Origin of the sequence: Citrobacter sp. 172116965 (assembly GCF_013458095.1) — a bacterium.
GTDB classification, from domain to species: Bacteria; Pseudomonadota; Gammaproteobacteria; order Enterobacterales; family Enterobacteriaceae; genus Citrobacter; species Citrobacter braakii.
On record NZ_CP046673.1, the window covers coordinates 5,108,780 to 5,128,089 of the forward strand.

Sequence of the window (19,310 nt, forward strand, 5' to 3'; positions counted from 1 at the left end):
TTACCATAGAATTTGCAAATGACACAAGATATTTTTTTATTCGTTTTTCTGACGTCGTTAACGGTTTAGATAAATACCGTTGTTTTTTATACAAAAAAATCAAAAATGAAAATATTTCACGCTTCAGGCGATCCTCGGTAACCCGATCCCCAATACAAACACCATTCAAAAGCATTTGCGGGCGTCATTCCAGGCTTAATGCAAGCAGTTATACGTTGCGCAAAAATACGGGAATCAGCATCTAAAAACCGTAATTATATGAAATCTTGCCGCGATGTATTACGACATAATACTTTTATCAGGAGGAATTATGTCACTATCGATTGTTCACACACGCGCCGCGCTAGGCGTGAATGCGCCAGCCATTACCATCGAGGTACATATCAGCAACGGCCTGCCTGGTTTAACCATGGTGGGGCTGCCCGAAACGACGGTGAAAGAGGCTCGCGATCGGGTACGCAGTGCGATTATTAATAGCGGTTATGAATTCCCGGCAAAGAAAATAACTATAAACCTCGCTCCGGCCGATCTCCCGAAAGAAGGGGGGCGATATGATTTACCTATCGCTGTTGCGCTTCTGGCCGCTTCTGAGCAGCTTACACCCCACAATCTCGACACCTACGAGCTGGTAGGTGAATTAGCGCTTACAGGCGCGCTACGCGGCGTTCCCGGCGCGATATCAAGCGCAACCGAGGCCATTCGTGCAGGCAGGCGAATTATTGTCGCAAAAGAGAATGCCGCTGAAGTTGGACTGATACACGGCGAAGGGTGCCTGATCGCCGATCACCTGCAGACCGTATGCGCATTTCTCGAAGGTAAGCATGATTTAGACAGGCCATCATCCGCAGATTTTACGCCTAACGCATTAGCTGATGATCTGAGTGATGTTATCGGCCAGGAACAGGGTAAACGCGGGCTGGAGCTTACCGCAGCAGGCGGCCACAATCTCTTGCTCATCGGCCCGCCGGGTACGGGAAAGACTATGCTAGCCAGTCGACTCAGAGGGCTACTCCCTCCACTTAGCAACGATGAAGCGCTGGAAAGTGCCGCGATACTCAGTCTGATCCATTCCGACACGATACAAAAACAGTGGAAGCAGCGCCCTTTTCGCTCGCCACATCACAGTGCTTCATTAACCGCCATGGTCGGTGGAGGCTCTATTCCTGCGCCAGGAGAGATCTCTTTGGCGCACAACGGCATACTGTTTCTGGATGAACTACCCGAGTTTGAGCGGCGCACGCTGGATGCACTGCGCGAACCCATCGAGTCCGGGCAGATCCATCTATCCCGCACCAGAGCAAAAATAACCTATCCCGCACGCTTTCAACTCATAGCTGCGATGAATCCAAGCCCGACGGGCCATTATCAGGGGAACCATAACCGCTGTACCCCAGAACAGACGCTGCGCTACCTAAATCGATTGTCAGGTCCATTTCTTGACCGCTTCGACCTCTCCCTCGAAATTCCCTTACCGCCGCCCGGTATACTCAGCCAGAACGCGATGAAAGGGGAAAATAGCGCAACGGTGAAGCAACGTGTTATGGCAGCGCGAGAGCGTCAGTATCAGCGGCAAAATAAGTTAAACGCACATCTGGACAGTCAGGATATCCATAAATACTGCCTACTGCGTAGCGACGATGCACAGTGGCTTGAAGAAACGCTCGCGCATCTCGGATTGTCTATCCGCGCCTGGCTGCGCCTGATTAAGGTCGCTCGAACGATTGCGGATATCGAACAATGTGATCACATCTCTCGCCAGCATTTACAGGAGGCCGTTGGGTACCGAGCGATAGACAGGTTACTCATTCATCTGCAGAAATTACTGACATAAAAAAAGGGCTTTCGCCCTTTTTTTATTAATCATCAGATTCGGTGTAGTCTTCTGCGCCTTCCACCTGAGGTTTCCCACCCGATAAGGTGTGGAAACGTTTTGGACGCTTAATACGCGTCATGTATTTAGACCACACACGTTCAGCTTCGGTAACCGGCTCACGTTCACCACGGCATACCGCAACAAACAGTTTTTCTTCTTCAGTTACCGGCTCACGCTTGCCCAGATCCAGCTCGTTGAAAGCATAACCGTGACGCTCAAGCAGTTGTGCTTCTTTAATGGTGAAATCACCATGACGGGAGAATCCGCGGGGATAATATTTATTATCGAAATATCGATTAGTCGTCGTAAAGCTTTCCGCCATCCTGCACGCTCCTAATTCTTTGGCCGAGCTATTTATGGCGCGGAGTATTAGTTACGCTTGACAGAGCGTCAAACAAAAGATTTAAATCATAACGACAAATAATTTTATGGAGCGAGTTGTGGATACGGAATTGTTAAAAACTTTCCTGGAAGTTAGCCGGACACGCCACTTTGGCAGGGCTGCTGAAGCGCTCTACCTGACCCAATCAGCGGTTAGTTTCCGGATCAGACAACTGGAAAATCAATTGGGTGTAAACCTGTTCACCCGACACAGAAACAATATCCGTTTAACCGCTGCAGGTGAAAAATTATTGCCTTACGCCGAAACGTTGATGAATACGTGGCAGGCAGCACGTAAGGAAGTCGCGAATACCTCGCGGCATAACGAGTTTTCTATCGGTGCCAGCGCATCTCTCTGGGAGTGCATGCTTAATGACTGGTTGAAGCGTTTGTATCAATCTCAGGAGCCACAATCCAGCCTGCAGTTTGAAGCGAGGATCGCTCAACGCCAATCGTTAGTAAAACAGCTTCATGAACGACAGCTTGATCTACTGATTACTACCGAAACACCCAAAATGGACGAATTTAGCAGCCAACTGTTGGGATATTTCACGCTGGCGCTCTATTGCAGCTCTCCTTCGCAAACCAAAGATGAGCTGAATTATTTACGCCTGGAATGGGGACCCGATTTTCAACAACACGAAGCGGGACTAATAGCGGGAGATGAAGTGCCGGTACTCACCACCAGTTCGGCAGAATTGGCCAGGCAGCAACTTTCAGTGATTAAGGGCTTTAGCTGGCTTCCCGTCAACTGGGCCAAAACCAAAAGCGATCTCCATACGGTTACCGACAGTACAACGCTTTCACGTCCTTTATATGCAGTTTGGCTGCAAAACAGCGATAAAAATGGACTAATTTGCGATCTGCTGAGAACAGATATTCTGGAAAATTAAAGAAAATATAGGCAAGGATGCCGGGAGTAAAACAGCAGGAAGGCATAATTCAAATTGCAGGTAAAAAAAAATCCTTAGCAAAAATGCTAAGGATTGTTTCTGGCAGGGGCGGAGAGACTCGAACTCGCGACACCCGGTTTTGGAGACCGGTGCTCTACCAACTGAGCTACGCCCCTAAATTTTCTTATCATTAAGCCTGCTTGGTAGCAGGCTTAATTTTCTAATAAGTGGCGGAACGGACGGGACTCGAACCCGCGACCCCCTGCGTGACAGGCAGGTATTCTAACCAACTGAACTACCGCTCCACCGAATTTCTTTGTCACTACCCGGATTATTCATCCCGGTTTACTGCAATTTGATGCCTGGCAGTTCCCTACTCTCGCATGGGGAGACCCCACACTACCATCGGCGCTACGGCGTTTCACTTCTGAGTTCGGCATGGGGTCAGGTGGGACCACCGCGCTACAGCCGCCAGGCAAATTCTGTTTATCAACACACTTTTCGCATGTCGATGTAATCTGTATCAAACTGAAAATGATGTCTCTTTCGCCAAAACATCTTCGGCGTTGTAAGGTTAAGCCTCACGGTTCATTAGTATCGGTTAGCTCAACGTATCGCTACGCTTACACACCCGACCTATCAACGTCGTCGTCTTCAACGTTCCTTCAGGACCCTTAAAGGGTCAGGGAGAACTCATCTCGGGGCAAGTTTCGTGCTTAGATGCTTTCAGCACTTATCTCTTCCGCATTTAGCTACCGGGCAATGCCATTGGCATGACAACCCGAACACCAGTGATGCGTCCACTCCGGTCCTCTCGTACTAGGAGCAGCCCCCCTCAATTCTCCAGCGCCCACGGCAGATAGGGACCGAACTGTCTCACGACGTTCTAAACCCAGCTCGCGTACCACTTTAAATGGCGAACAGCCATACCCTTGGGACCTACTTCAGCCCCAGGATGTGATGAGCCGACATCGAGGTGCCAAACACCGCCGTCGATATGAACTCTTGGGCGGTATCAGCCTGTTATCCCCGGAGTACCTTTTATCCGTTGAGCGATGGCCCTTCCATTCAGAACCACCGGATCACTAAGACCTGCTTTCGCACCTGCTCGAGCCGTCACTCTCGCAGTCAAGCTAGCTTATGCCTTTGCACTAACCTCCTGATGTCCGACCAGGATTAGCTAACCTTCGTGCTCCTCCGTTACTCTTTAGGAGGAGACCGCCCCAGTCAAACTACCCACCAGACACTGTCCGCAACCCGGATCACGGGTCTACGTTAGAACACCAGCCATTAAAGGGTGGTATTTCAAGGTTGGCTCCATGCAGACTGGCGTCCACACTTCAAAGCCTCCCACCTATCCTACACATCAAGGACCAGTGTTCAGTGTCAAGCTATAGTAAAGGTTCACGGGGTCTTTCCGTCTTGCCGCGGGTACACTGCATCTTCACAGCGAGTTCAATTTCACTGAGTCTCGGGTGGAGACAGCCTGGCCATCATTACGCCATTCGTGCAGGTCGGAACTTACCCGACAAGGAATTTCGCTACCTTAGGACCGTTATAGTTACGGCCGCCGTTTACCGGGGCTTCGATCAAGAGCTTCTCCTTACGGATAACCCCATCAATTAACCTTCCGGCACCGGGCAGGCGTCACACCGTATACGTCCACTTTCGTGTTTGCACAGTGCTGTGTTTTTAATAAACAGTTGCAGCCAGCTGGTATCTTCGACTGATTTCAGCTCCATGAGTAAATCACTTCACCTACATATCAGCGTGCCTTCTCCCGAAGTTACGGCACCATTTTGCCTAGTTCCTTCACCCGAGTTCTCTCAAGCGCCTTGGTATTCTCTACCTGACCACCTGTGTCGGTTTGGGGTACGATTTTGTGTTACCTGATGCTTAGAGGCTTTTCCTGGAAGCAGGGCATTTGTTACTTCAGCACCGTAGTGCCTCGTCATCACACCTCAGCGTTAGCAAGACTCCGGATTTACCTGGAATCTCCGCCTACATGCTTAAACCGGGACAACCGTCGCCCGGCTAACATAGCCTTCTCCGTCCCCCCTTCGCAGTAACACCAAGTACAGGAATATTAACCTGTTTCCCATCGACTACGCCTTTCGGCCTCGCCTTAGGGGTCGACTCACCCTGCCCCGATTAACGTTGGACAGGAACCCTTGGTCTTCCGGCGTGCGGGTTTTTCACCCGCATTATCGTTACTTATGTCAGCATTCGCACTTCTGATACCTCCAGCATGCCTCACAGCACACCTTCAACGGCTTACAGAACGCTCCCCTACCCAACAACACATAGTGTCGCTGCCGCAGCTTCGGTGCATGGTTTAGCCCCGTTACATCTTCCGCGCAGGCCGACTCGACCAGTGAGCTATTACGCTTTCTTTAAATGATGGCTGCTTCTAAGCCAACATCCTGGCTGTCTGTGCCTTCCCACATCGTTTCCCACTTAACCATGACTTTGGGACCTTAGCTGGCGGTCTGGGTTGTTTCCCTCTTCACGACGGACGTTAGCACCCGCCGTGTGTCTCCCGTGATAACATTCTTCGGTATTCGCAGTTTGCATCGGGTTGGTAAGTCGGGATGACCCCCTAGCCGAAACAGTGCTCTACCCCCGAAGATGAGTTCACGAGGCGCTACCTAAATAGCTTTCGGGGAGAACCAGCTATCTCCCGGTTTGATTGGCCTTTCACCCCCAGCCACAAGTCATCCGCTAATTTTTCAACATTAGTCGGTTCGGTCCTCCAGTTAGTGTTACCCAACCTTCAACCTGCCCATGGCTAGATCACCGGGTTTCGGGTCTATACCCTGCAACTTAACGCCCAGTTAAGACTCGGTTTCCCTTCGGCTCCCCTATTCGGTTAACCTTGCTACAGAATATAAGTCGCTGACCCATTATACAAAAGGTACGCAGTCACCCCATAAAGAGGCTCCCACTGCTTGTACGTACACGGTTTCAGGTTCTTTTTCACTCCCCTCGCCGGGGTTCTTTTCGCCTTTCCCTCACGGTACTGGTTCACTATCGGTCAGTCAGGAGTATTTAGCCTTGGAGGATGGTCCCCCCATATTCAGACAGGATACCACGTGTCCCGCCCTACTCTTCGAGTTCACAACACATGCACTTTTGTGTACGGGACTATCACCCTGTACCGTCGGACTTTCCAGACCGTTCCACTACCACACATGCTGATTCAGACTCTGGGCTGCTCCCCGTTCGCTCGCCGCTACTGGGGGAATCTCGGTTGATTTCTTTTCCTCGGGGTACTTAGATGTTTCAGTTCCCCCGGTTCGCTTCATTACGCTATGTATTCACGCAATGATAGTGTGACGAATCACACTGGGTTTCCCCATTCGGAAATCGCCGGTTATAACGGTTCATATCACCTTACCGACGCTTATCGCAGATTAGCACGTCCTTCATCGCCTCTGACTGCCAGGGCATCCACCGTGTACGCTTAGTCGCTTAACCTCACAACCCGAAGATGTTTCGTAAAACACTTCAGTGTTGCGAAAATTTGAGAGACTCGAACACACCGCTTTTCATTTCTTGTTTACGGAGAAATGAAACAGTGTGTCGTTTCAATTTTCAGCTTGATCCAGATTTTTAAAGAGCAAATATCTCAAACGAGACTCGAAAGTCTGTTTTGAGATACTTCGGTCGGCGACTTTCACTCACACATACCAGCAAGTGGCGTCCCCTAGGGGATTCGAACCCCTGTTACCGCCGTGAAAGGGCGGTGTCCTGGGCCTCTAGACGAAGGGGACACTGAAGTCTCAATCGCAAGACGCCTTGCTATTTACTTTTCATCAGACAATCTGTGTGAGCACTACAAAGAACGTTTCTTTAAGGTAAGGAGGTGATCCAACCGCAGGTTCCCCTACGGTTACCTTGTTACGACTTCACCCCAGTCATGAATCACAAAGTGGTAAGCGCCCTCCCGAAGGTTAAGCTACCTACTTCTTTTGCAACCCACTCCCATGGTGTGACGGGCGGTGTGTACAAGGCCCGGGAACGTATTCACCGTGGCATTCTGATCCACGATTACTAGCGATTCCGACTTCATGGAGTCGAGTTGCAGACTCCAATCCGGACTACGACATACTTTATGAGGTCCGCTTGCTCTCGCGAGGTCGCTTCTCTTTGTATATGCCATTGTAGCACGTGTGTAGCCCTACTCGTAAGGGCCATGATGACTTGACGTCATCCCCACCTTCCTCCAGTTTATCACTGGCAGTCTCCTTTGAGTTCCCGGCCGAACCGCTGGCAACAAAGGATAAGGGTTGCGCTCGTTGCGGGACTTAACCCAACATTTCACAACACGAGCTGACGACAGCCATGCAGCACCTGTCTCAGAGTTCCCGAAGGCACCAAAGCATCTCTGCTAAGTTCTCTGGATGTCAAGAGTAGGTAAGGTTCTTCGCGTTGCATCGAATTAAACCACATGCTCCACCGCTTGTGCGGGCCCCCGTCAATTCATTTGAGTTTTAACCTTGCGGCCGTACTCCCCAGGCGGTCGACTTAACGCGTTAGCTCCGGAAGCCACGCCTCAAGGGCACAACCTCCAAGTCGACATCGTTTACGGCGTGGACTACCAGGGTATCTAATCCTGTTTGCTCCCCACGCTTTCGCACCTGAGCGTCAGTCTTTGTCCAGGGGGCCGCCTTCGCCACCGGTATTCCTCCAGATCTCTACGCATTTCACCGCTACACCTGGAATTCTACCCCCCTCTACAAGACTCTAGCCTGCCAGTTTCGGATGCAGTTCCCAGGTTGAGCCCGGGGATTTCACATCCGACTTGACAGACCGCCTGCGTGCGCTTTACGCCCAGTAATTCCGATTAACGCTTGCACCCTCCGTATTACCGCGGCTGCTGGCACGGAGTTAGCCGGTGCTTCTTCTGCGAGTAACGTCAATTGCTGCGGTTATTAACCACAACACTTCCTCCTCGCTGAAAGTACTTTACAACCCGAAGGCCTTCTTCATACACGCGGCATGGCTGCATCAGGCTTGCGCCCATTGTGCAATATTCCCCACTGCTGCCTCCCGTAGGAGTCTGGACCGTGTCTCAGTTCCAGTGTGGCTGGTCATCCTCTCAGACCAGCTAGGGATCGTCGCCTAGGTGAGCCGTTACCCCACCTACTAGCTAATCCCATCTGGGCACATCCGATGGCAAGAGGCCCGAAGGTCCCCCTCTTTGGTCTTGCGACGTTATGCGGTATTAGCTACCGTTTCCAGTAGTTATCCCCCTCCATCGGGCAGTTTCCCAGACATTACTCACCCGTCCGCCACTCGTCACCCAAGGAGCAAGCTCCTCTGTGCTACCGTTCGACTTGCATGTGTTAGGCCTGCCGCCAGCGTTCAATCTGAGCCATGATCAAACTCTTCAATTTAAGTTTGATGCTCGTGAATTAAACTTCGTAATGAATTACGTGTTCACTCAGAGACTTGGTATTCATTTTTCGTCTTGCGACGTTAAGAATCCGTTTCTTCGAGTGCCCACACAGATTGTCTGATAAATTGTTAAAGAGCAGTGCCGCTTTGCTTTTTCTCAGCGGCGCGGGGTGTGCATATTACGCCATCCCGCTACAGAGTCAAGCGTTTATTTTCGCTTTTCTCCGCTGACCCGGCGGTTTGTAATCCGTTGTTCCGTGTCAGTGGAGGCGCATTATAGGGAGTTATTTCAGGCTGACAAGGGGAAATTTAAAATAACTTTCCGAGTGCGTGTTTTTTCAGCAAAACCACCATTAACATGCCATAAAATAAGCAAATTGCCGTTTTTGCAGCCGCAATAACACTTCCAGGTGGCATACTAATGAATAGGAAATAAAGTAAGGAAAACCATTCATGCCGTTAAATGCCCAACAGCTAGCCGCACAGAAAAACCTGTCCTACGTTCTGGCCGAAAAGCTGGCTCAGCGAATATTAAAAGGTGAATACGCACCGGGCGCTATATTGCCTGGCGAAATAGAGCTGGGCGATCAGTTTGGCGTAAGTCGTACCGCGGTAAGAGAAGCGGTAAAGACGTTAACGGCAAAAGGTATGGTATTACCGCGCCCGCGTATTGGTACACGCGTCATGCCGCAGGCAAACTGGAACTTCCTCGACCAGGAGCTGCTCACCTGGTGGATGACAGAAGATAATTTCTCTCAGGTCATTAAACATTTTCTGGTGATGCGTATCAGCCTGGAGCCTCAGGCGTGTTTACTGGCGGCGACTATAGGTACGGCAGAACAGAAAGCGCATCTCAACACGCTGATGGAAGAAATGGTCGAGCTGAAAAGAAACTTCAGACGCGAGCGTTGGATTGAGGTTGATATCGCCTGGCATGAACACATCTATGAAATGAGTGCGAACCCGTTCCTTATCTCCTTCGCGTCACTCTTCCATTCCGTTTACCAGACCTACTTTACCTCTATTACCTATAACGACGTGGTCAAGCTGGATTTACACCAGGCCATTGTCGACGCAATAGATGAGAGCGATGGCGATCGCGCCTTCGCTGCCTGTCAGGCATTGCTGATAGCACCGAACGTGCTACCGGATAAATAATATGTCAGAAAAGAAATCACGCAGTATGGCCGGGCTACCGTGGATAGCAGCCATGGCCTTTTTTATGCAGGCACTAGACGCCACGATCCTCAATACCGCCTTACCCGCAATAGCACACAGCCTTAACCGCTCTCCGCTCGCCATGCAGTCAGCCATTATCAGTTACACCCTGACGGTCGCGATGCTGATCCCGGTGAGTGGATGGCTGGCAGACAGGTTTGGTACCCGGCGCGTCTTTATGATAGCTGTTAGCCTGTTTACGCTGGGTTCGCTGGCCTGTGCGCTGTCCAGCTCCCTAAGCGAACTGGTGATTTTCCGCATCATTCAGGGCATTGGCGGCGCTATGATGATGCCCGTTGCCCGTCTGGCATTATTGCGTGCTTACCCCCGCAGCGAACTGCTTCCCGTGCTTAACTTCGTAACCATGCCTGGACTTGTGGGGCCGATTTTAGGTCCGGTATTGGGCGGTGTACTGGTCACGTGGGCCAGTTGGCACTGGATCTTCCTGATTAATATTCCAATTGGGGTTGCCGGTATCTTCTATGCCCGCAAATATATGCCGAACTTCACCACGCCGCGCCGCGGTTTTGATATGACCGGTTTCTTTCTGTTTGGTTTGAGCCTGGTGTTGTTTTCCAGCGGGGTAGAGCTGTTCGGTGAGAAGCTTGTCGAGACCTGGATAGCGCTCAGCATTATTCTTGCCAGCATTCTGTTACTGCTCGCCTACATTCGCCACGCGCGTCGTCACCCAACGCCGCTAATATCGCTTCCTATATTTAAGACCCGAACTTTTTCCGTCGGGATCGCCGGAAACCTTGCCACTCGTCTGGGTACAGGGTGCGTGCCCTTCTTAATGCCGCTGATGTTGCAGGTAGGCTTTGGATACCCGGCGCTGATCGCCGGTTGCATGATGGCGCCAACGGCGCTGGGATCAATACTGGCGAAATCAATGGTGACGCAGGTGCTGCGCCGGCTCGGCTACAGAACCACACTGGTGGGTGTTACGGTATTTATCGGCCTGATGATTGCGCAGTTCGCATTGCAATCTCCCGCCATGCCGGTCTGGATGTTGATCCTGCCGTTGTTCATTTTGGGTATGGCGATGTCCACCCAGTTTACCTCCATGAATACCATCACTCTGGCGGACCTGACCGATGAAAACGCCAGCAGCGGCAACAGTGTGCTGGCCGTTACTCAGCAGTTATCAATCAGTTTAGGGGTCGCCATCAGCGCTGCCGTTCTGCGTATCTATGAAGGTATGGAAGGAACCAATACGGTCGAGCAGTTCCACTACACCTTTATGACGATGGGCGCTATCACGGTAGTGTCTGCGCTGATGTTCATGCTGCTAAAAGCAAAAGATGGACGTAACCTGATTAAAGAGCGACATAATCCTAAACCGACCCCCGCTCCATCAAAACAGGAGTAAGTTGCAGGCGCTGTTGCTGTAATGCGGGCTGCGCCATCCGGTGGATTAATACATCGATGGCCAGTTCGCCCAGTTCATCTTTTGGTTGATGGATGGTCGTCAGCGGCGGCGTCATATAGCGCGCCAGCTCGATATCATCATAACCCACCACCGCCATATCCTGCGGAATGCGCAATCCCGATTGGTACAGTGCCTGATACGCGCCAACCGCCATGGCATCATTGCCGGTAAAAACGGCCTGCGGTCGCTGTTTATGCGACAGCAACGTTTGCATAGCTTCAAAGCCGCCGCCGAACTCAAAGTCACCGGTAATCTCGTAACCTTCCGGGACCGGCAGCCCCGCCCGCTTCATTGCCGCCCGATATCCTTCCAGACGTAAACGCGCCGGGGTTTTATCCAGCGGCCCGGTGATGCAGGCAATGCGCGTAAAACCTTTTTCGATAAGATGTTGAGTGGCTAAATCCCCGCCCAACAGGGAGTTATCCTGGATCAGATCGCTTTCACCATCAAAAGGAGACCAGTCCATCATGACGGTCGGTATAGAAGGATAGCGTTGCATGATCTCCCTGGAAGGTTGATGTGTTTCCGTACAGAGCAGCAGCAAGCCGTCCACCCGTTTTTGCATTAACGTTTCCAGATTACGGTTCATGCGCTGTTCATCACCTTCAGTGTTGCACAGCACCAGGCTGTAGCCGCGTTCAAAACAACTACGTTCAACGCCGCGCACCAGCTCGGAATAAAAGGGGTTGGTACTGGCAGTGATTAACATGCCAATAGTGTGGGTCTGGTTTAACTTGAGACTACGCGCCAGCGCTGAGGGCGCGTAGTTAAGCTCTTTAATCGCCGCTTCAACTTTGTCAGTGACAGACTCACTGACAAAGCGATCTTTATTAATGACGTGAGAAACCGTCGACGTGGAAACCCCCGCCAGGCGGGCGACGTCCTTCATTGTAGCCAAGCGTTACCTCTGTTGACTTAAAAACGCTTCTATTTCTTCGCGCCATGGAACGGAAGGCTGTGCGCCCTTACGGGTGACCGCAATCGCCGCAGCGGCATGTGCAAATCGGATCGCTTCAGGCAGCGGAGTCTCTTCCAGTAACGCTGTAATTAACGCGCCGTTAAAGGTATCCCCAGCAGCGATGGTATCAACGGCGTCCACTTTAAACCCTGGCACACGCTGACCTTCACCATTTACGCTGGCCCACACCCCGCGACTGCCTAAGGTAATCAGTACAGTATGGATCCCCTTCGCGTGCAATGCCTGCGCAGCTTTGGCCGCGTCTTCATCGTTTTCAACCCGGATCCCCGTGAGCTTTTCAGCCTCGGTTTCATTCGGGGTAATAATATCCACCAGCGCCAGCAGTTCGTCAGAAAGTTCACGTGCCGGGGCCGGGTTAAGGGCTACCGTGGTCTTATTTTGATGTGCAATCTTTGCCGCAGCCAGTACGCTTTCGATCGGCGACTCTAACTGCATCAGTAAGGCAGACGCCTGGGCAATACGCTCATGCTGAGCTTCCACCAGCGCAGGCGAAAGTGCCGCGTTCGCACCAGCATGAATGCCGATGACGTTCTCACCTTCACCATTCACAAAAATCAACGCCACACCGGTCGATTCCCCCGAAATTACGCTAATCGGCGCAATATCGATATTATCTTTGGCTAACTGTTTACGAACACTTTCGCCAATATCATCATCACCCGTACAGGCAATAAATGCGATATTCGCGCCACTACGCCCCGCAGCAACAGCCTGATTCGCGCCTTTACCACCAAATGCGACCTGATAATGGTTACCGGTTACGGTTTCACCAGGTGTCGGGAAAGAGTTAAGGTTGAGGATGTGATCGGCATTGATACTGCCAAGAACAACGAGGTTGCCTGCGGTTTTCATATTTGGTGTTCCAAGTCAAAGTGCGCCACCGGATTAGGGTGGCGCGTGCCCTGCTTTTCTTTTTACGCTTTCATCCCCAAAACCCGATACGGGGATGGCGTCTTTATGTCTCCATCAGGCCGCGAGCGACCTGAATCGGTATTACTGCTTGATGACCAGCTTCAGGTCAACCGGATATTTAGCCTGAACCTTCTCGCCTTTCAGGACTTTATCCGCAGTCTCAACGCCTTTCGCGCCGATCTGATCCGGCAGCTGAGCAATGGTCGCAGCCAGTTTGCCATCATTTACTGCTTTTTCGCCATCTGGAGTACCGTCAAATCCAACCACCATCACATCAGATTTACCCGCAGTTTGCAGTGCGCGCAGCGCACCCAACGCCATTTCATCGTTCTGGGCAAATACGGCCTGCACGTCAGGATGCGCGGTAAGCAGGTTCTGCATGACGTTCAGACCTTTGGTGCGGTCGAAGTCGGCCGGCTGGCTGGCCAGTACGTTAAATTTGTGTGCCGCAACAGCCTGCTGGAAACCTTCGCCACGCTCACGCGCTGCTGAAGTACCGGCAATACCCTGCAGTTCGATAACTTTCGCGCCTTCACCCGCTTTCTTCGCGATGTAATCGCCCGCAATCTTGCCGCCCAGCACGTTATCAGATGCAATATGGCTTACCACTTCGCCTTTGGACGCAACGCGGTCAAGGGTGATAACCGGAATTTTCGCCTGGTTAGCCATCTTCACAGCGTTACCAACAGCATCGGAGTCTGTCGGGTTAATCAGCAGAATTTTAGTTCCACGAACCGTTAAATCCTGAACGTTAGCCAGCTCTTTCGCCGGGTTGTTCTGTGAATCCAGAATCACCAGGTTGTAGCCCAGCTTATCGGCCTCTTTTTGCGCCCCGTCCTTCAAAGAAACAAAGAACGGGTTGTTGAGGGTGGAGACCACCAGCGCAATGGTATCTTTCGCCATCGCATTCGCGCTCACGGTGGCGCTCAGCGCAACAGCAGAAACCAGGGTAGCCAGTTTTTTCATGTTCATATTTAAGATGTCCTGTAATCGTTGTTACTGCTTTTTGTTGTCTACCAGTACCGCCAGCAAAATCACCACCGCTTTGACGATCATCTGGTAATAGGAGGATACACCTAACAAATTCAAACCATTATTGAGGAAACCAAGAATCAATGCGCCGATCAGCGTCCCAACAATACGTCCTTTACCACCCGCCAGGCTGGTACCACCTAACACCACCGCGGCGATAGCATCCAGCTCATAGCCAGTACCTGCCGTCGGTTGCGCCGAGGAGAGGCGCGCTACTTCAATGATGCCCGCCAGCGATGCCAGCAGACCACACAGGGAGTAAACGATAATTTTGATTTTACTTACGCTGATACCGGACAGGCGCGTTGCCGCTTCGTTACCGCCCAGCGCATAGATATAACGACCCAGACGAGTGTGGTGCAGCATGTACCACGCCGCGAGGAAGACAATCCCCATAATCCACACAGGCGTAGGGACGCCTAACGGACGACCAATACCAAACCAGCCAAACAGATCGGCATTGTCAGTAAACCCGGTATTAACCGGACTGCCGTTGGTGTATACCATGGTCACACCACGCAGCAGCAGCATCATCACCAGGGTCGCGATAAACGCCTGTACCCGGCCTTTCGCGACAATCACCCCGGTTACCGCGCCAATAGCAGCACCGAGCGCCAGGGCCGCAGCGACAGCCACCAGCGCATTGACTTCAATCCCTACAATGGAAGCCGCAACCGCACCGGTAAGCGCCAGCAAAGAACCGACAGACAGATCGATCCCCGACGTCAGGATAACCAGCGTCATGCCAACGGCCATGATGGCGTTCACCGACGTTTGCTGGAGGATGTTGAACAGGTTATTAACGGTAAAAAAGTTAGGGCTCATGGTGGAAACAATCGCGATCAGCACTAACAGAGCGATAAGCGACTTTTGCTCCAGAAGCCATGCTTTAGTGAAATAACGGCGACCAGAAACAGCCTGGGTAGTCATCTTTTTTACTCCTGATTCACGCGATTAAGCTTACCCACAGCGGCAGCCATTAATACTTCCTGAGTGGCCTGCTCGCGAGTGAACTCACCGCCGAGATGCCCTTCATGCATAACGATAATTCGATCGCTCATGCCCAATACTTCTGGCATCTCAGAGGAGACCAGAATGATGCTCAGCCCATCGGCCTTAAACTGGTTGATAAGCTGATAGATTTCTTTTTTAGCCCCAACGTCAACACCGCGCGTTGGTTCATCGAGGATCAGGACTTTTGGTCGGGTCATCAGACCGCGCGCAATCGCCACTTTCTGCTGATTACCGCCAGAAAGCAGGCCGATAGCCTGTTCCATTGATGGCGTTTTAACATTGAACAGACGAATAAAATCACCTACCGCCTGCTGCTCGTCTTTATGTTTAAGGCTTCCACCAGCGTGACTGAAATAACGCAGCGCGGTTAGTGACATGTTCTCTTTCACCGACATGCCCAGCACTAAACCATCGCGTTTACGGTCTTCAGAAATATAGACGATGCCGTTAGCCAACCCATCCTGCGGCGAACGGGTGACCACTTCATGGCCATCAAGCGTGACGTAACCGCTGGTGCGCGGCAATGCGCCGTACAACACTTTCATCAGCTCGGTACGTCCGGCACCCATCAGCCCCGATACGCCAAGGATCTCGCCTTTACGTAGCGTGAATGAAACATCGTTTACGCCAGGGCCGCACAGGTTATCGACCTTCAGGCGAATATCACCCGGCGCTTTTTCCAGGCGCGGGTATTGATCTTCCAGCTTACGTCCCACCATCATTTCAATCAGCGAGTCTTCGGTCAGCGAAGCGACTTCACGTTCGGCAATAAACTGCCCGTCGCGAAAAACGGTCACGTCGTCGCAAATCTCGAAGATCTCTTTCATGCGGTGAGAAATATAGACAATGCCGCGTCCCTGGGATTTCAGTTCGCGAATGACGCGGAACAGGGATTCGGTTTCGGTATCGGTGAGCGCATCCGTCGGCTCATCCATAATGATGACCTTCGATTCAAAGCTCAGCACTTTGGCAATTTCAACCATCTGCTGATCGCCAATCGACAGTTCACCGACCAGTCTGTCGCTTTTAAAGCGCAGATTCAGTTTGGCAAGCAGCAGATCGGCTTCGGCGTACATCTTCTTCCAGTCAATTTTGCCAAAGCGATTAACGAACTCACGGCCAAGAAAAATGTTCTCGGCGATAGTGAGTTGCGGGATCAAATTCAGCTCCTGGTGGATGATACCGATCCCGGCTTCCTGGGAGGATTTAGGGCCGTTAAAGGTGGTCTCTTTTCCCAACCACAATAAAGAACCGGCATCACGGGTATAGATCCCGGTCAGCACTTTCATCATGGTGGATTTGCCCGCGCCGTTTTCGCCCACCAGCGCCATTACGCGGCCTGGGTAGACATTCAGCGCGGCGCCGGATAGCGCTTTTACGCCCGGGAACGCTTTATCGATCCCTTTGAGTTGCAGTAATGCGTTCATGATGGCCTCAGAACGTGACGCCAGCACAGAGAATGATATTCGCATACGGAGAACACTCTCCGCTGCGAATTACCGCCTGACTGTCTGCGGTTTGTTTTTTGAATTGTTCATGCGTGGTGTAACGAATTTCTATGGTGTTTCCCTGGTGTTGTTGCAGTTGCTCAATGTGGCTGAGCAACGTTTCGTGGAGTTGCGGATTATGTTGTTTAATTTCCGTCGCGAGAATGGCCGCCTCGACCTGCATTTCACGTGTCACCACATCCAGTACCTGCATAAAAGAAGGTACGCCCTGGGTTAATGCCATATCGATACGCGTTGTGCTATTCGGGATGGGTAAACCTGCATCACACACCACCAGCGTATCGGTATGCCCCAGACGGGAGATCACCGATGAAATTTCAGAGTTGAGTACCGTGCCTTTCTTCATTTTCTTTCCCCACTAGCGAAACGTTTCGCTGAAGATAAGTGTAGAGCGAAGAGTGGAGATAAAACCACCGCGAAGTTACGAAAATGTGATCGCCATCGAAACGTTTCGCAAGGATTATCATTCGATGAAATGAAAACTGGGAGGGACAAAACAAAACGCCCCCTTTCGCGATGAAAGAGGGCGTCGATGAGATTAAATCTCGACCTGAGTACCGAGCTCAATAACCCGGTTCGGTGGGATTTCAAACTGGTCCGGGGCGCGCAGCGCATTGCGTTGTAGTAGCAGATACAGCTTGCCGCGCAGACGCAGATACCATGGTCGTTTGCCAACAATCAACGACTCGTGCGACATGAAGAACGAGGTTTCCATCATCCGACAGCTTAAGCCTTCCAGACCGCAGCGATGGAACACTTCTTCAACGTTCGGCGTTTCGCGCCAACCGTAGCTGGCTACCACGCGCCAGAAGGTGGGCGATAACTGCTCAATCTGCACCCTACGCACGTTGTGAACATATGGTGCATCTTCCGTGCGCAGCGTCAGCAGAATAACGCGTTCATGCAGCACCTTGTTATGTTTGAGGTTATGCAGTAGCGCAAACGGGATGACGTTCAATGCACGAGACATGTACACCGCCGTTCCCGGCACGCGTACCGGTGGTGATTTCTCCAGAGAGGCAATCATCGCCTCCAGAGAGTTGCCGTGCTCATGCATGCGACGCAGCAGACGGAAACGCTCGCTTTTCCAGGTAGTCATGATGGTGAACATCACCAGACCCAGCGTCAGAGGCAGCCAACCGCCGGAAATCAGTTTATCGAGGTTCGCGGAGAACAGCGGAACATCGACGCACAAGAACGCCACCAGGATCAGGAAGACGAAGTATTTATTCCAGTGCCAGTTTTTGCGCGCCACGGTGGTCGACAGAATTGAGGTCAGCACCATCGTCCCCGTCACCGCAATCCCGTACGCCGCAGCCAGATTACTGGAGTGTTCAAAGCTCACAATCACAATAACCACTGCAAAATAGAGCATCCAGTTAACGAAAGGAATGTAGATCTGGCCCGACTCCATTTCCGAGGTATGGATGATACGCATCGGCGATAAATACCCCAGACGCACGGCCTGACGCGTCAGTGAGAAGACGCCGGAGATAACCGCCTGTGAAGCGATAACCGTTGCCAGCGCGGCGAGGATCAGGAGCGGTATCAACGCCCAGTCCGGCGCCAGCAGGAAGAACGGGTTTTTAATCGCTTCAGGATGCTTTAACAGCAACGCCCCCTGACCAAAATAGTTCAGTACCAGCGAAGGCAATACCACGGAGAACCATGCCAGGCGAATCGGCAACTTACCGAAGTGGCCCATATCCGCATACAGCGCTTCAACACCGGTAATCGACAACACCACCGCACCCAGCGCAATAAAGGACAACGTTTTGAATTCGAGGAAGAAATGCACCGCCCAATATGGATTGAGCGCCTGCAGCACTTCCGGATTGCCAATAATACTACGCACGCCTAACACTGCCAGCGTCAGGAACCACAACAGCATAATCGGCGCAAACAGCTTACCGACCATGCCGGTACCGTGTTTTTGAATCAAAAACAGCAGGGTCAGTACGATTATCGAGAGCGGAACAATCCAGGTATCCAGTTGCGGGGCAATGATCTCCAGACCTTCAATCGCCGACATCACCGAGATAGCAGGCGTTATCACCACTTCTCCATAGAAGAAGCTGCCGCCAATCAACCCCATAATCACCAACATGGAGGTTGTTCGTGCTGAAGTATTACGCCCGGCCAATGACATCAGCGTCAGGATCCCGCCTTCTCCGGCGTTATCCGCGCGCATGACAAACGTCAGGTATTTAATGGAGACAACAAAGATCAGCAGCCAGAAAATCAGCGAGAGAAAGCCAAATACGGCGTCACGTTCAACGCCAAAACCAAACTGGCCGGACAAACATTCACGAAGCGTATAAAGTGGGCTGGTACCAATATCACCGTAGACAACCCCAATGGCCGCAAGGGTAATCGCAGACAATGATTGTTTATTATCAGTGCTCATAGACTCGTCTTTCGTTTATACACATCATCTTTCAAGCCACCTCCGCGTGGGCTGCATTCGTTATTCCCCCCATCCCAGAAGAAAGCTCCATTGCCGCCTTGGTGCAGCTTGATTGATTTGGTGTATATATAAGAAATGTGTGCGTCGTCCCTTGGCCCACAAAAAGGCGCACAGTATGCACGATTAATCGCAAAATCGTACCCCTAAATGAGACCAGATTAATCTGGCTCAAAGAAAAATAAGCGCACCTTCAGTCTATTACTG

At 51.6% G+C, this 19,310-nt stretch carries 12 protein-coding genes, 3 tRNA genes and 3 rRNA genes; 4 read left to right on the forward strand and 14 right to left on the reverse strand.

Features of this window, described 5'->3' with window-relative positions; all coding sequences use genetic code 11:
* Positions 1-310 precede the first annotated feature (310 nt).
* Positions 311-1,831, forward strand: coding sequence for a YifB family Mg chelatase-like AAA ATPase (locus GPJ68_RS24670; protein ID WP_019078449.1), 1,521 nt, complete (start codon positions 311-313; stop codon positions 1,829-1,831).
* Between the two features lie 25 nt (positions 1,832-1,856).
* Here the strand turns inward: GPJ68_RS24670 and maoP are convergent, their stop codons facing one another.
* Complete coding sequence (maoP, locus tag GPJ68_RS24675; protein WP_003018025.1) at positions 1,857-2,195, reverse strand: macrodomain Ori organization protein MaoP; 339 nt, start codon at positions 2,193-2,195, stop codon at positions 1,857-1,859.
* Between the two features lie 106 nt (positions 2,196-2,301).
* Here maoP and hdfR point away from each other — a divergent pair, with 106 nt between their 5' ends.
* Positions 2,302-3,147, forward strand: coding sequence for an HTH-type transcriptional regulator HdfR (gene hdfR / locus GPJ68_RS24680; RefSeq protein WP_087121878.1), 846 nt, complete (start codon positions 2,302-2,304; stop codon positions 3,145-3,147).
* A gap of 100 nt (positions 3,148-3,247) precedes the next feature.
* Here hdfR and GPJ68_RS24685 read toward each other — a convergent pair.
* The 6 genes from GPJ68_RS24685 to GPJ68_RS24710 all read right to left on the reverse strand — a co-directional run bounded on the left by GPJ68_RS24685 (position 3,248) and on the right by GPJ68_RS24710 (position 8,546).
* Positions 3,248-3,323 (reverse strand) — tRNA-Trp (locus GPJ68_RS24685).
* Positions 3,324-3,375: 52 nt separating this feature from the next.
* Positions 3,376-3,452, reverse strand: a tRNA-Asp gene (locus GPJ68_RS24690).
* Positions 3,453-3,507: 55 nt separating this feature from the next.
* Positions 3,508-3,623: ribosomal RNA gene (gene rrf, locus GPJ68_RS24695) — 5S ribosomal RNA — on the reverse strand.
* Between the two features lie 94 nt (positions 3,624-3,717).
* Positions 3,718-6,624 (reverse strand): 23S ribosomal RNA (locus GPJ68_RS24700).
* A gap of 220 nt (positions 6,625-6,844) precedes the next feature.
* Positions 6,845-6,920: transfer RNA gene (locus GPJ68_RS24705), tRNA-Glu, on the reverse strand.
* An 85-nt stretch (positions 6,921-7,005) separates the two neighbouring features.
* Positions 7,006-8,546 (reverse strand): 16S ribosomal RNA (locus GPJ68_RS24710).
* Together the 16S, 23S and 5S rRNA genes with 3 tRNA genes alongside form the textbook arrangement of a ribosomal RNA operon.
* 454 nt (positions 8,547-9,000) lie before the next feature.
* Between GPJ68_RS24710 and GPJ68_RS24715 the strand changes: the two genes are divergently transcribed.
* Together GPJ68_RS24715 and mdtD are read left to right on the forward strand one after the other, a co-directional pair.
* Entirely contained in the window at positions 9,001-9,705 is a 705-nt protein-coding gene (locus GPJ68_RS24715; RefSeq protein ID WP_016157828.1) for a FadR/GntR family transcriptional regulator, read from the forward strand.
* A gap of 1 nt (position 9,706) precedes the next feature.
* Positions 9,707-11,134: a multidrug transporter subunit MdtD gene (mdtD, locus tag GPJ68_RS24720; RefSeq protein ID WP_016157827.1), complete on the forward strand. Its 1,428-nt coding sequence runs from the start codon at positions 9,707-9,709 to the stop codon at positions 11,132-11,134.
* On the opposite strand, the gene rbsR is transcribed toward mdtD, so the two are convergent.
* The 7 genes from rbsR to kup form a co-directional block, all read right to left on the reverse strand.
* On the reverse strand, positions 11,100-12,092 hold the full coding sequence (rbsR, locus tag GPJ68_RS24725) for a ribose operon transcriptional repressor RbsR (RefSeq protein ID WP_016155093.1): 993 nt from the start codon (positions 12,090-12,092) through the stop codon (positions 11,100-11,102). The genes mdtD and rbsR overlap by 35 nt on opposite strands.
* A 3-nt stretch (positions 12,093-12,095) precedes the next feature.
* Positions 12,096-13,025 carry a ribokinase gene (gene rbsK / locus GPJ68_RS24730; RefSeq protein WP_016157826.1) on the reverse strand — a complete coding sequence of 310 codons (930 nt, stop codon included), beginning with the start codon at positions 13,023-13,025 and terminating at the stop codon, positions 12,096-12,098.
* A 141-nt stretch (positions 13,026-13,166) separates the two neighbouring features.
* Complete coding sequence (gene rbsB / locus GPJ68_RS24735; RefSeq protein ID WP_003023760.1) at positions 13,167-14,057, reverse strand: ribose ABC transporter substrate-binding protein RbsB; 891 nt, start codon at positions 14,055-14,057, stop codon at positions 13,167-13,169.
* A gap of 24 nt (positions 14,058-14,081) precedes the next feature.
* Positions 14,082-15,047, reverse strand: a complete 966-nt coding sequence (gene rbsC, locus GPJ68_RS24740) for a ribose ABC transporter permease (RefSeq protein WP_003023762.1) — start codon at positions 15,045-15,047, stop codon at positions 14,082-14,084.
* Between the two features lie 5 nt (positions 15,048-15,052).
* Positions 15,053-16,558, reverse strand: coding sequence for a ribose ABC transporter ATP-binding protein RbsA (gene rbsA / locus GPJ68_RS24745; protein WP_104651925.1), 1,506 nt, complete (start codon positions 16,556-16,558; stop codon positions 15,053-15,055).
* Between the two features lie 7 nt (positions 16,559-16,565).
* On the reverse strand, positions 16,566-16,985 hold the full coding sequence (gene rbsD / locus GPJ68_RS24750; protein ID WP_016155090.1) for a D-ribose pyranase: 420 nt from the start codon (positions 16,983-16,985) through the stop codon (positions 16,566-16,568).
* 192 nt (positions 16,986-17,177) lie between these two features.
* On the reverse strand, positions 17,178-19,046 hold the full coding sequence (gene kup, locus GPJ68_RS24755; RefSeq protein ID WP_003023768.1) for a low affinity potassium transporter Kup: 1,869 nt from the start codon (positions 19,044-19,046) through the stop codon (positions 17,178-17,180).
* Positions 19,047-19,310: the final 264 nt, after the last annotated feature.

Excerpts from the sequence above, each read along its gene's own strand:
- GPJ68_RS24670 (WP_019078449.1), top strand. The coding sequence starts at position 311 with ATGTCACTATCGATTGTTCACACACGCGCCGCGCTAGGCGTGAATGCG.
- maoP (WP_003018025.1), bottom strand. The coding sequence starts at position 2,195 with ATGGCGGAAAGCTTTACGACGACTAATCGATATTTCGATAATAAATAT.
- hdfR (WP_087121878.1), top strand. The coding sequence starts at position 2,302 with ATGGAGCGAGTTGTGGATACGGAATTGTTAAAAACTTTCCTGGAAGTT.
- GPJ68_RS24715 (WP_016157828.1), top strand. The coding sequence starts at position 9,001 with ATGCCGTTAAATGCCCAACAGCTAGCCGCACAGAAAAACCTGTCCTAC.
- mdtD (WP_016157827.1), top strand. The coding sequence starts at position 9,707 with ATGTCAGAAAAGAAATCACGCAGTATGGCCGGGCTACCGTGGATAGCA.
- rbsK (WP_016157826.1), bottom strand. The coding sequence starts at position 13,025 with ATGAAAACCGCAGGCAACCTCGTTGTTCTTGGCAGTATCAATGCCGAT.
- rbsB (WP_003023760.1), bottom strand. The coding sequence starts at position 14,057 with ATGAACATGAAAAAACTGGCTACCCTGGTTTCTGCTGTTGCGCTGAGC.
- rbsC (WP_003023762.1), bottom strand. The coding sequence starts at position 15,047 with ATGACTACCCAGGCTGTTTCTGGTCGCCGTTATTTCACTAAAGCATGG.
- rbsA (WP_104651925.1), bottom strand. The coding sequence starts at position 16,558 with ATGAACGCATTACTGCAACTCAAAGGGATCGATAAAGCGTTCCCGGGC.
- rbsD (WP_016155090.1), bottom strand. The coding sequence starts at position 16,985 with ATGAAGAAAGGCACGGTACTCAACTCTGAAATTTCATCGGTGATCTCC.
- kup (WP_003023768.1), bottom strand. The coding sequence starts at position 19,046 with ATGAGCACTGATAATAAACAATCATTGTCTGCGATTACCCTTGCGGCC.